This window comes from Mesorhizobium sp. M1088 (assembly GCF_040318575.1).
GTDB lineage: Bacteria > Pseudomonadota > Alphaproteobacteria > Rhizobiales > Rhizobiaceae > Mesorhizobium.
The window spans coordinates 1-11,849 of record NZ_JAMYMO010000074.1 but is presented as its reverse complement, the minus strand read 5'-3'; the positions used below and the strand labels follow the sequence as shown (position 1 = coordinate 11,849).

Annotated in this window: 10 protein-coding genes and 2 pseudogenes; 11 read left to right on the top strand and 1 reads right to left on the bottom strand. The window is 59.2% G+C overall.

Annotated elements, in window-relative coordinates:
- Positions 1-100: 100 nt before the first annotated feature.
- A pseudogene (locus NKH49_RS33725) lies at positions 101-1,073 on the bottom strand (IS110 family RNA-guided transposase); the annotation flags it as partial.
- A gap of 345 nt (positions 1,074-1,418) precedes the next feature.
- On the opposite strand from NKH49_RS33725, the gene NKH49_RS33720 reads away from it, so the two are divergent.
- From NKH49_RS33720 to NKH49_RS33665, 11 genes and pseudogenes are all read left to right on the top strand, one after another.
- Complete coding sequence (locus NKH49_RS33720; protein WP_502907990.1) at positions 1,419-2,603, top strand: ATP-grasp domain-containing protein; 1,185 nt, start codon at positions 1,419-1,421, stop codon at positions 2,601-2,603.
- Between the two features lie 396 nt (positions 2,604-2,999).
- Positions 3,000-3,911, top strand: coding sequence for a dihydrodipicolinate synthase family protein (locus tag NKH49_RS33715; RefSeq protein WP_352929930.1), 912 nt, complete (start codon positions 3,000-3,002; stop codon positions 3,909-3,911).
- 29 nt (positions 3,912-3,940) lie between these two features.
- The gene (locus NKH49_RS33710) at positions 3,941-5,419 is read left to right on the top strand and encodes an aldehyde dehydrogenase (protein ID WP_352929928.1); all 1,479 of its coding nucleotides are present in this window, start codon (positions 3,941-3,943) and stop codon (positions 5,417-5,419) included.
- Between the two features lie 105 nt (positions 5,420-5,524).
- Positions 5,525-5,908: an aldehyde dehydrogenase family protein gene (locus NKH49_RS35075; RefSeq protein WP_502907991.1), complete on the top strand. Its 384-nt coding sequence runs from the start codon at positions 5,525-5,527 to the stop codon at positions 5,906-5,908.
- 45 nt (positions 5,909-5,953) lie between these two features.
- On the top strand, positions 5,954-6,826 hold the full coding sequence (locus NKH49_RS33695; RefSeq protein WP_352929922.1) for a dihydrodipicolinate synthase family protein: 873 nt from the start codon (positions 5,954-5,956) through the stop codon (positions 6,824-6,826).
- 66 nt (positions 6,827-6,892) lie between these two features.
- A complete protein-coding gene (gene alr / locus NKH49_RS33690) occupies positions 6,893-8,119 on the top strand; it encodes an alanine racemase (protein ID WP_352929919.1) in 1,227 nt (408 codons plus the stop codon).
- The gene (locus tag NKH49_RS33685; RefSeq protein WP_352929916.1) at positions 8,016-8,885 is read left to right on the top strand and encodes an HAD hydrolase family protein; all 870 of its coding nucleotides are present in this window, start codon (positions 8,016-8,018) and stop codon (positions 8,883-8,885) included. Before alr ends, NKH49_RS33685 begins: the two co-directional genes overlap by 104 nt.
- Positions 8,886-8,973: 88 nt before the next feature.
- Positions 8,974-9,384, top strand: coding sequence for an aspartate dehydrogenase domain-containing protein (locus tag NKH49_RS33680; RefSeq protein WP_352929913.1), 411 nt, complete (start codon positions 8,974-8,976; stop codon positions 9,382-9,384).
- Complete coding sequence (locus NKH49_RS33675) at positions 9,381-10,607, top strand: NAD(P)/FAD-dependent oxidoreductase (RefSeq protein ID WP_352929910.1); 1,227 nt, start codon at positions 9,381-9,383, stop codon at positions 10,605-10,607. The genes NKH49_RS33680 and NKH49_RS33675 overlap by 4 nt, the downstream gene beginning before the upstream one ends.
- A gap of 16 nt (positions 10,608-10,623) precedes the next feature.
- Positions 10,624-11,307: pseudogene (locus NKH49_RS33670) on the top strand (4-hydroxyproline epimerase); the annotation flags it as partial.
- 220 nt (positions 11,308-11,527) lie between these two features.
- Positions 11,528-11,782 carry a hypothetical protein gene (locus NKH49_RS33665; protein WP_352929936.1) on the top strand — a complete coding sequence of 85 codons (255 nt, stop codon included), beginning with the start codon at positions 11,528-11,530 and terminating at the stop codon, positions 11,780-11,782.
- Positions 11,783-11,849 lie beyond the last annotated feature (67 nt).

Genomic DNA, 11,849 nt, shown 5'->3' with positions numbered 1-11,849 from the left:
TTGCGGTCCGATCGATGCGCCCCAGCGCCGGAAACGATCCGGTGTCCATTCCGCATAGCGGCGGTGCGAGCTCGGCATGTGTGCGGGGTCCGTTCCATAGCGCCTTCCAGGCGATGTCGCGGACAGCCTTGGGCAGCCCCTCGAGCCGGAGCCTCAGGGCCTCGCTGACCCTGGCGGGATAGCGGTAAGTCCATGCCGCTTCGACCAAGGCGCGGCGGGCGCGTCGATTGCCGGCGAGCGTAAGGCTCGACCGGCGGACCGTGTCGCCGGTCGAACGCTCTCCCGGAACCAGGCCGAGGAAGGCCATCAACTGCGGCGGCGTATCGAAGCGGCGCACATCCCCGATCTCGGCCGCGAAGATCACTGCGACCAGGAACGAGGCGCCGCGCATCGCCTGATAAGCCTCGACGACCCGCCATGGACCATGGTGGGCACGACGGCGAGCTGCTCGTCCAAGCGGCATAGCCGCTGAACCGCGTCCTCGATCGCGTCGATCTTCTCCTGGAACACGATCTGCTGCGCCGGATGCTCGAAGCTCTGGCGGGCAAGCCAGCGCCGGTGCGCCAATGTCCAATGACCGCCGCCCTCGTAGATCCGACCATGGCGCAGAAGGAAGGAAAGCAGCTGCTGGCGTTTGCGGCGCAGGTCGTCGGCTCCGGATTCCCGAGCCCGGACCAGATCGCGAACAGCCTCGTGGACCAGGTCGGGCACCCATACCCCGGTCAACTCGCCCGCCCGATGCAGCCGCGCCAGAGTGACCGCGTCCCGTCGGTTCGTCTTGATGCGCTCGCCCGACCGCCTCGGAATCAGGGCGGGCGCAACCACCATGCAGTCGTGACCAAGATCGCGCACCTGACGGCAAAGTCCGTAACCAGTCGGTCCGGCCTCGAAGCAGACGTGCAGTCGATCGTACCTTTTTCCAGCTTCTTGATCGTCCGCTCTATCGCGGCCGGCCTATTCTCGACCTCACCGAGAAACCGGACTTCGCCCGTGCGGCCGCCCTCGGCGATCGCCACCGCATGCTTCTTCTTGGCTACATCAAACGCGACAAATGCTTCGCTATACTCTCCCATGGCTCGTCCTCCGTGCGTGAGGATCGGCTCGGCCTATCCGAGCAACCCTCGTCTCTTGATCGCACGAAAGGGCGGCCACCGATCCCAGGCCCTCGGAACATGAGTCTAGTAAAGTACTCCATCCCTGTCCGGCTTTGGAAAGACGCACACAACCGTTGCAACAAAACTCGAAATAAAATTTGCAGATTCTTAACCCCGCAAAATCGTTGACGATGGTAGCCTCGGGGCAAGGTCTGAGGTCAAGCGCGGCTACAAAGATGCCAATCCTTCAGACCGCCGCACGGCACGCACAGAAGGGGTCCACAACCAATGGCAAGAGCGCTGATCCAACTTGGAGGCACCACAATGGGCTCGAGTCTGCTATACGTCCAGGCTGCTCAGCGTCTTGGCCTTCAGCCCATTAACCTTTCGGCCGATCCAACTCGGTATGACCATTTCGCGGCGAAAGGGGCTGAGACAATCCGTGTTGATACAGACGATTTGGATGCGCTGATCCGCGAATGTTCCCGGCTCCGAGCGACCTATGACATCGCTGGCATCACAAGTGCTGCGGATGCGTTCTATGCGACAGCCAGCAAGCTCTGTCGGCACTTCGATCTACCTGGACCGGACCCGGAAGCTATTGAACAATGCTTAGATAAGTACACTCAGCGTCAACTTCTCGCGGCGGCCGGCGTTCCAATGCCTGCTTATCGCTTGGCGGCCAATGCAGCGGACGTAGAGGATTCTGCCGCGGAGATCGGACTGCCGGTGATAGTTAAGCCTGCGGTGGGCAGCGGCAGCGTCGGTGTCCGATTGTGCCGCACTGCCGATGAGTTGGCCGAACATACGACCTATCTGTTGGGCGGGAAGCACATATGGCGCTCTTCACCGAGGATGCTGGTCGAAGAATTCGCACAAGGCCCATACTATTGCGTCCAGATAATGGGAAATGAGGTCATTGGGATTGCCGCCGCTGACTTCGGCCCCCCACCGCATTTCGTCTTTCGGGAGGACATCTTTCCGGCGCCACTGACCGATGAGGAGCATAGGCGTATCGTCGATGTTTCGCTGAGCTGTTTGCCAGCTCTCGGCCTTGGCTGGGGGCCAACGTGCATTGAACTCCGGTGGACGAAGCGTGGCCCAGTCGTCATTGAAGTCAATCCGCGCCTTGCTGGCGCGCCCGATCCCCAGATAGTTCAGCTGGCTTACGGTGTCGATCTCATCACCGAGCACATCAAGCTTGCCACCGGCGCAGGATGGAATCTGCGCAGAAGGCATTCGCATACTGTGGCCACGCGAAACCTACTTCCTGATCGCGATGGCATACTTGATTGGATCGATGGCGATACGCGGGCGGCTGCTGTACCAGGTGTCGCCGAGGTCAAACTGTACATTGAACCAAAGACGCCGATCGTCAGGAAAGGCGATTACCGAGACTGTATCGGATATGTTATCGCCGCTTCACCCACCCTCGAACAGAGCAAAGCGATACTTCGGCATGCCGTCGACTTGATCGATTGGTCGATCACACCATTTGAGGACCGATAGTCGAAAGTGATTCAAAAAGTATTTGATTCCAAGCTCACATGACAATGCTGGGCGTTGGTGCATGGATCCGGACTTGAGCGGAGGCGATCTTTGAAGCGGCAGACTATGCCGTGGCTGCCTTGCGGCGGGCGGATTTCGGGCGTGCGCAAAACGCCGCCCGATGAAGGCGCTGGTGACCAGCACTATCCGACACGCGACGTTTGAGGTCTCGGTCAATTCCCACTTTGATTCGCGGGTCAGACCCGCCAATGTGCGAAGCATCAAAACTCGTTGACAATAATTACGAACGACAATATGTCGACATTATCGCACTCGGAAGACCGAGGCGAGTAGAGGACCGCGCGTCGGCCTTCCCAAGCCTAATCCGGCCTTCACATGGATGGATGGAGATTTCAGATGCAGATACCTCAACTGAGCGGCATCCTGACGGCCCTCGCCACCCCCTATGATGATAGCGGCCGTCTGGACCTGAGGGCCTTGGACAAGCTCGTTGAGTTTCTCGTCTCCAACGGCGTGCATGCCCTCATTCCCGGCGGCTCCACCGGCGAATACTATTCCCAGACCCTCGAGGAACGGAAAGCCGTCCTGGCGCGCGTGGCCGAGGTCGTGAAGGACCGCATCCCGCTTTATGTCGGCGCCAACAGCATGCGGCCCGAGGAGACGATTGAGGTCGCAAAGTTCGCCGAAGGTCTGGGCTACCGGGCGCAATTGCTGGCGGCTCCGCCTTACTCCCTGCCGGGCAAGTCGGAACTCATTGCGCATTTCCGCGACATCGCCAAGAGCACGTCACTGCCGATCATCCTTTATAATTTTCCCGCCCGCACCGGCGTGGACATGGACAAGGAGTTCCTTGAAGGCGTCCTCGATATCAAGAAGATCTTCGCCATCAAGGAATCGAGCGGTTCAATCTCCCGCTACTACCAGCACATGGTCCTCTATCCCGAGTTGCAACGCGTCTGCGGCTTCGATGATCAGGTGCTAGACCAATTCCTGTGGGGCACACGCTCCTGGATCGCCGGCGCTTCCAACTTCCTGCCGGCCGAACACGACGCCCTATACAAGGCGTGCGTCGAGAAGGAAGACTTCCTGCTGGGGCGTAAGCTGATGAAGGCGATGATGCCTTTGATCTACCTGCTGGAGAACGGCGGGAAGTACAATCAGTACGTCAAATACGGCGTGTCGCTTGCTGGCATTCCGATCGGCGATGTCCGCGCTCCGCTGATCGGCCTGTCCGATGCCGAGCGCTCCGAGTTCCGCAAGCTCTACGAAGACCTCAAGTCGCAGAACATCGCCTCCTGGGTAAATTGAAGGGCACCAGAGCCGGTTGAGGACATAATATGACCGTCAAAATCACGATCCCCGCGACCTTCGAGACCCGCCCGTTCATCAACGGCGACTATCGCGGCACCGAACGCGGCGAAACGTTTGCGACCTTCAATCCTGCCACGGGCAAGGAACTGGCGCAGGTTTCCTCGGGCGACGAAGCCGACATCGACAGGGCTGTCGCGGCCGCGCGCGCTGCGTTCGAAAGTGGGTCGTGGTCGCGCCAAACGCCGCGCGACCGCAAGAAGACGCTGCTGCGCTTCGCTGACCTGATCGAAAAAAACATCGAAGAGCTCGCCCTGATCGAGACGCTCGATTGCGGGAAGCCCCTGAACGATTCCCGCAACGTCGATCTTCCCGACAGCATCGAGACCCTGCGCTGGCATGCTGAGGCGACCGACAAGCTCTACGACCAGATGTCTCCAGCCCCGGTCGACGTCGTTTCCATGATCGTGCGCGAGCCGGTTGGGGTCGTCGGCGCGGTCCTGCCGTGGAACTTCCCGCTGTTTGTCGCCATGTGGAAGATCGCGCCTGCGCTCGCTACCGGCAATTCCATGGTCATCAAGCCGGCGGAACTGACCTCGCTTTCGATGCTCCGCCTTGCGGCCATCGCCGCCGAAGCCGGTCTTCCTGAAGGCGTGCTTAACGTCGTTCCGGGCATGGGCCCGACCGCCGGGCGAGCGCTCGGCCTGCACATGGACGTCGATTGCATCAGCTTCACGGGCTCCGGCGAGGTCGGCCGCTACTTCCTGAAATACGCCGCCGAATCGAACATGAAGCGCATTGTCTTGGAATGTGGCGGCAAGAGCCCGGCGATCGTTCTCGATGACGTGAACGACTTCACCCCCGTGGTCGAGCAGATCGCGGCCGGGTTCCTGTTTTGCCAGGGGGAGAACTGCTCCGCCGGCACGCGCCTGATCGTCTCCGAGAAAATCCGCGAACCTCTGCTCGCGAAGCTCAAGGAAACCGTCAAGACCTGGAAGGTCGGAGATCCGCTGGAGTCCGCTACAAAGATCGGCGCCATGATCGAAGAGCCGCATATGCAGAAGGTCCTCTCTTACATCGAGAAGGGCCAATCCGAGGGCGCGAAGCTGACGCTCGGCGGCAACCAGGTATTGAAGGGCACCGGCGGCTACTTCATCGAGCCGACCATCTTCGAAGGCGTGACGAACGACATGGCGATCGCGCGCGATGAGATTTTCGGCCCCGTCCTGTCGGTCATCACTGTCCGTGACGACGCCGAAGCCGTGCACATCGCGAACGACACCAATTACGGTCTGGCGGCGTCTCTCTACACGAACGATCTCAACCGGGCTCACCTGATCGCAAGGTCGATCCGCGCCGGCACCGTTTCGGTCAACTGTTATTCCGAAGGCGACTTCGCGGTCCCTTTCGGCGGCTACAAGGAATCCGGCTTCGGCGGAAAGGACAAGGGCTTCGCCGCTCACGACCAGTATACCGAGACGAAAGCTATTTGGATCCAACTGCGCTAGTCGGCGCAGCAATCCAGATGGACGTTCGGAGAATGGCCGTCGGGGCCGGTCTTCGGCGGCAACCGTGTCCGCGAGGAAACAGGCGGCTACTTCGTCGAGCCGACAATCCTCGAAGGGGTCACAAACGACATGACTATCGCGCGCGAAGAAATCTTTGGCCCGGTGCTATCGGTAATCTCTGTCAAGACTGAGGAAGAAGCCATCAAAGTCGCAAATGACACAAGCTACGGTTTGGCTTGGCAACTCTATACCGAAAACCTCAACGTCGCCCACCGTGTCGCCAAGGCCATTCGCGCAGGGGAACCGTGTCAGTCAACTGCTTCTCCGAAGGCGACCTCGCCGTACCGTTCGGCGGGTACAAGGAGTCTGGGTTCGGAGGTCGGGATAAAGGCCTTGCAGCGCACGATCAATATACCGAACAAAAGGCGATCTGGATCCAGCTTCGTTGAGCCGTTTGCCAGTTTCCAGGGCGCATGCGCCGCGGAATGAAAAAAGTAATTCGCCCTGTACGGGCCGCTCAATAAGGAGACCAGTATGAGCACTCTGGAAGGCATCTGCGTTCCTATCTGCACTCCGTTCAAGGACAATGGCGCAACTCTCGACATTGCGGCGTTCGAGGCAAACATCGACTCGCTTGTCGAAAGCGCTGTGCACATCATTGCGGTCAATGGCGGCACCGGTGAATTTCCGTTCCTGTCAGAATCGGAAAAACGCGAGTTGGCCGAAGTGGCCTGCAGACGCGTCGATGGCCGCGCCAAAGTGATCGTCCAGACCTCAGCGATCCGCACCGAAGATGCGGTGGAGAACTCCAAGCACGCCGAAGGCGTGGGCGCTGATGCAGTTCTTGTCCTGCCGCCTTACTTCGAAGGCCCGGGTGAAGATGGGGTGCGCTGGCACTATGAACAAGTCGCCAAGGCGATCAAGACCCCGATCATGGCCTATAACATCCCGGTCTATACCCAGTTCGATATCACGCCGGAAATCTTTGCTCGCTTTTCGGAGATCGACGGGATTGATTACATCAAGGACAGCACCGCCGATCCCAGCCGCATCGAAACGCTGGCAGGGCAGGGCGCCAAAGTGTTCTGCGGCTGTGACTTTCTCAACTTTTTCGCACTCGTGAACGGTGCCGCCGGTCTTTTTACCGGCTCCGGCAACGTCGCGCCTGCGCAGATCCGTAAGCTCTGGGATCTGGTGAAATCGAAAGACTACGAGCGGGCGGAAAGGGTCTGGAAGACGCTCCAGCCGATCAGCCGTCTGCTCTGGACGCTGCCCTTCAACCCGGTCGCTAAGGCCGGGAGCGAGATGACCGGCCGTAAGGTCGGCCTGTGCCGCATGGCTGTGCCACCACTAAAGGCCGATGAGATGAGGTTGGTCGAAGCCGCAGTCGAGGCGCTTTCGGCCTGATCCACGACCCCAAGATCCGGGCCGCCCGACATCGGGCGGCTCGGAATCTCTGATTCTCAGGTTCCGATGACCCGTCCCGATTCCCTTGCCGCCTTTCCACATGACGCGCGACGCAGCCTTTCCAGCGGGCCGGTCATGCTGGTCGACCTTGCTTCGATCCAGCGCAACTTTCGCAAGCTGGCGCAAATGACTCCTGGCACCTGTGTGGCTATTGTCAAGGGCGATGGCTATGGCCACGGGATGCGCGAGGCATCGCGTGCGCTACGGAACATTGGTGCAGAGTGGTTCTTTTCTGCCCGTTTCGAGGATGCATTGACGCTGCGCGCTGATCTCGGCGCCGGACCACGCATCGCCGTGCTTGACGGCGTTTCGCCGGCGGATATGAGCGAAGCTCGGGCGCGGAAAATCATTCCCGTGGTCAATTCGCTGGAGCAACTTCATGTGATCTCGGTTGTGGCAAAGCAGACCGCCCAGAGGATCCCGGCATTCATTCATCTAGACACCGCCATGAACAGGCTTGGTCTTGGCCCAGAGGATGATGAATGTGCCGAACCCCTGCTCGCGTCCTGCGATATTCAGGCCTACATGACGCATTTCGCCTCGGCAGACGATGTCGATCTCGATCTTTGTCACCTTCAGGTATCTCGACTTACCAAGCGTGCCAAGCGCCTACCCAGCGCGCCGCTTTCCATCGCGAATTCCTGTGGTGTTTTTCTTGGAAGCGAATTGCATGGAGACTTTATCCGCCCCGGCAAATCGACCTTCGGGATCAATCCGCTTGCTGATGCTGAAAATCCGATGGAAGAACCTGCGACCATCCTCGCGCCTGTGGTCCAGATCCGTACGCTGAAGAAGGGCGATCCAGTCGGTTACTCCTGCACATGGCATGCACCTGAGCCCCGACGAATAGCCATTCTCGCCATCGGTTATGCGAATGGATTCATGCGCGACAACAGCAACAAGGGTTCTGTGGTCTTCGGCGGGCTGCGCGCGCCCGTAGTCGGCCGCGTCTCAATGGACCTGACAGCCGTCGATATTTCGGCACTTCCCGAAGCGGCAGTATATGTTGGGGCAGCGGCCGAAATCGTCGGCAATACGATAACCTACCGGCAAGTTGCTGAAACCATCGGTACAAACGAGCACGAAGCAATAATCGCCCTCGGCCGGGGCTGCAGGCGCTTCTACGTGAATGGAGATGCAGATGAACCGTCTCAGATTTGCAAGCGAGCGTTGCAGAACCGCGGTGCCACGGCTTTTTGTTTGCGACGTCGATCGAACTCTGCTCACACATAGTCACGTGTTGCTCCCAACTGTTTCGGCAGCGGCACGGTCGCTACATTCGGTAAAGCTTCCCCTCATTCTGGCATCAGCGCGATCACCTGTGGGGTTGGAACGCGTGCATGCCGACGTGGGTGCATCGGATACGGTTTGCTGCTTCAACGGCGCATGGATCGGAAGGTTCTCATCAAGAACTGCACTGAAGGAAGCGCGCCTTGATCGCGAAACAGCGCTTGAGGCAATGACATCGGTTCACGACCTGGGCGGAAACCCTATCTGGTTCGATTTGGAGACTTGTTTCGTTCTTAAGCCCGATGAACCAGTTGCAAGACGGCGCACCGATGTCACTGGTGACCGTCTTCAACTCATCAGTAAACCAAGCGACGCACCCACAGCCCCTTTCAAACTGCTCGCTACTTTCCCCAAAGAGACAATCGAAGCTTCCGTTTCGCTTCTATCAAGCAGGTTTTCCAGTGAACTCACGGTAGCGCAATCGGGTGCCAATCTGGTGGAAGTGGTCCGAAATGGCGTTCAAAAGGACGTCGCAGCTGCATTTATCGCGAGCGGGTTTGGTCTCGGTGCAAATGACGTTGCTGCAGCAGGTGACTCCGATAATGACTTAGGTCTGCTTTGCTGGGCAGGGTTGGCGATCACCGTTTCGAATGCCAAGCCGCACGTCCAAGAAGTTGCAGACATCGTGGCACCATCTTGCGATGTTGGCGGAATGGAATTGGCTTTTGAGTGGGTGGTTGAACGCTTCTCTAAAGATCACACGGTATGACACTCATGGACATGCCTCTTGATCTACTGCACGCAACAGCCACATCGTTTATCACAATCCTATTGCTGATCGCGACGATGTTCAAAGCATGCAGGTAGAGGTTCGGTTTTTGCTCGGCCATTTGGGACTCGCCGTATCGGTACCTTTGATCCATCAGCTCCTCAACGGTCGGGTTGACGGTTCGATTGACATTGCCTTAGCTTTTCTCGAAAGCACTGGCGCCGAAGCAGCAAGGCACGATCCGCGTAACCTCAATGCCGGCCTGACAGTGGCGCTCGCCGCCGGACCCACTCGCACGAAGGCGCGTGGCGTTGCTAATCTCGCCAAAAGCCTCAGTACGCACGAACTCGAGGCAAAATGCGCCTATGGCGACGCGTTCATGCGCTTTGCAAATCGGCCTTCGCCCGAAAATCCCAAGACACCTGCAATCAAGGCCGCAAGGCCGATGGCAGATGTCGAACGCCGTGTTGCCGCCCTCGATCTCAGGAGACCTGCATGAGCCATGTCGTCATTGTTGGAACCGGCATAGTCGGCCTCAGCACGGCTCGCGCGCTGCTTTCCGAGGGCCACTCGGTGACGCTGGTGGATCGCGATCCATCCGGCGATAAGGCCTCCTTCGGCAACGCCGGTGGCCTCGGCGTTACCGAGATCGTTCCCGCAAGCGTCCCGGGGCTCGTATGGAAAGTGCCGGGCTGGCTGATCGATCCGCTCGGGCCGCTGTCATTGCGCCCCGGCCATTTCCCCAAGCTGGTGCCTTGGTTGCTACGCTTCATGAAAAGCGGTTCGCGGCAAGAAATGCTGCGTCTCACCTCTGCGCTCGCGGCCCTGACCTCGCCCGTTTACGACGACTACCTGCCGATGCTGGAAGAGCTCGGCCTTTCGCATGAACTTCATCGCGTCGGCGCACTCTGGGTCTATGAAACCGAAGCGGGCTTTGCCGCCGATGCCGCGGACCGCGCACTACGCCGCTGTCACGGCAGCATTTTCGAGGAAATGGACGGCGACGAAGCGAGACGACTCGAACCCGCGCTCGGAAAGAAAGTCGTTCGTGCGGTGCTGACGCCGCAATGGTCGCATTTCTCCGACCCGAAGCGGATCGTGGACAGGCTGCGGGAACACGTTGCTTCATGCAATGCGACAATCGTTCAAGGCGAAGCAGTAGCTATTTCCGGCACTGCGCTTACGCTCTCGAGCGGAAAGAACGTGTCGTTCGACCGGCTCGTCATTGCTGCCGGCGCCTGGTCTGCACGGCTTGCGGCGACGATTGGCGACCGGGTGCTGTTGGAAAGCGAACGGGGCTACAACATCACCATTCCGAATCCCGGCGTGTCTCTTACCCGGGAAGTCATCTTTGCCGAACGCAAGTTTGTCGCCACCCCGATGGATATGGGCCTGCGGATCGGCGGGGCGGCGGAATTCGCCGGCCTTGAGGCTCTCGCAAACTATGCCCGCAGCGATGCGCTGGCCGCCTTGGCTAGCCCTTATCTGCCAGACCTGAAGACCGAAGGGGGAACACGCTGGATGGGCCATCGTCCGACCACACCCGACAGTCTGCCGGTCATCGGCGCCTCGCTCCAACGCCCCGACGTCATCCATGCCTATGGCCATGGGCATTGCGGGCTGACGCTCGGTCCGACCACCGGTCGGCTGGTTGCCGATCTGATTGCCGGCCGCACGACGCCGATCGACCTCGCCCCATTCTCAGCCGGCCGTTTTTCCTGAACCGGGAGCCTAAGCCATGAACCCACATACCTTTTTCTGCGTCGACGCCCATACTTGCGGCAACCCGGTGCGCGTTGTCACCAGTGGCGCGCCGATCCTGCCCAATGTCAGCATGGCTGGGAAACGCCAGATTTTTCAAGCCGAGCACGACTGGATTCGCCAGGCGCTGATGTTCGAACCGCGCGGCCATGATGCCATGTCGGGCTCCATTCTCTATCCGTCGTCACGTGAGGATTGCGATATCGGTGTGCTGTTCATCGAGGTTTCCGGCTGCCTGCCTATTTGCGGCCACGGCACCATCGGCACCGTGACGGTCGCTCTAGAACATGGCCTGGTCGTGCCAAAGGCCGAAGGCAAACTTGCTATCGAGTCTCCAGCCGGTCGCGTCGAGATTGAATATCGTCGCGAAGGCCGCTTTGTGGAGGAAGTTCGCCTCTTCAATGTGCCGGCCTATCTGCATGCCGTCGAGACCACGATCGACGTGCCCGACATGGGTGAACTGGTGGTGGACGTATCCTATGGCGGCAATTTTTATGCCATCATCGAGCCGCAAAAGAACTGGGCCGGTCTCGACAGCATGACCGCGGAGGAGATCCTCCATTTGAGCCCGCTGGTGCGCCAGCTCGTGCAGGAAAAGGTCGCTCCCGTGCATCCGGAAGACGACCGCATCGCCGGTGTCAGCCATATCATGTGGGCTGACATGGAGTGAGTGAAGGAGAACGCAGTGACGTTGACAAATCTCGGAACTGCACAAGTGCAAGAAAAGGATCGAAATTACGTTTTCCCATCCTTCAACGCACCTGGCGAAACACAGCCGCGGCGACGCCAAACCGCATCATGGCAGGGGCTGAAGGCGTCTATATTTGGGACACCGAAGGTCGGAAAGCCTGGACGGCTTTGGAGGCCTTTACTGCGTCAATATGGGGTACGGATGCTCCGAAATCGCCGAGGCGATCAGCAAGCAGGCTCACGCGCTGCCCTTTGCTCATGTCTACGCTAGCCAAGGCACAGCTCCAGTTGCTCGCTTGGCAGAGGCCGTAGTCGAGTATTTTGGCCAGAATATGCGAAGGGTATTCTTTGGCCTTTCGGGCTCTGATGCGAACGAAACGAACATCAAACTGGTCTGGTACTACAACAACGTAAGCGATGCGCCAAGGCACCTTGCAATAGGCTGATAAACATGGAGCTTTCGCGCCATGACATTGGAACATGCGAGGGGCGATATGGTCGCCGAGATCAGCG

Bases quoted from the DNA above. Each gene is read 5' to 3' on its own strand.
- NKH49_RS33720 (WP_502907990.1), top strand. From the start codon at position 1,419: ATGGGCTCGAGTCTGCTATACGTCCAGGCTGCTCAGCGTCTTGGCCTT.
- NKH49_RS33715 (WP_352929930.1), top strand. From the start codon at position 3,000: ATGCAGATACCTCAACTGAGCGGCATCCTGACGGCCCTCGCCACCCCC.
- NKH49_RS33710 (WP_352929928.1), top strand. From the start codon at position 3,941: ATGACCGTCAAAATCACGATCCCCGCGACCTTCGAGACCCGCCCGTTC.
- NKH49_RS33695 (WP_352929922.1), top strand. From the start codon at position 5,954: ATGAGCACTCTGGAAGGCATCTGCGTTCCTATCTGCACTCCGTTCAAG.
- alr (WP_352929919.1), top strand. From the start codon at position 6,893: ATGACCCGTCCCGATTCCCTTGCCGCCTTTCCACATGACGCGCGACGC.
- NKH49_RS33685 (WP_352929916.1), top strand. From the start codon at position 8,016: ATGGAGATGCAGATGAACCGTCTCAGATTTGCAAGCGAGCGTTGCAGA.
- NKH49_RS33680 (WP_352929913.1), top strand. From the start codon at position 8,974: ATGCAGGTAGAGGTTCGGTTTTTGCTCGGCCATTTGGGACTCGCCGTA.
- NKH49_RS33675 (WP_352929910.1), top strand. From the start codon at position 9,381: ATGAGCCATGTCGTCATTGTTGGAACCGGCATAGTCGGCCTCAGCACG.
- NKH49_RS33665 (WP_352929936.1), top strand. From the start codon at position 11,528: ATGGGGTACGGATGCTCCGAAATCGCCGAGGCGATCAGCAAGCAGGCT.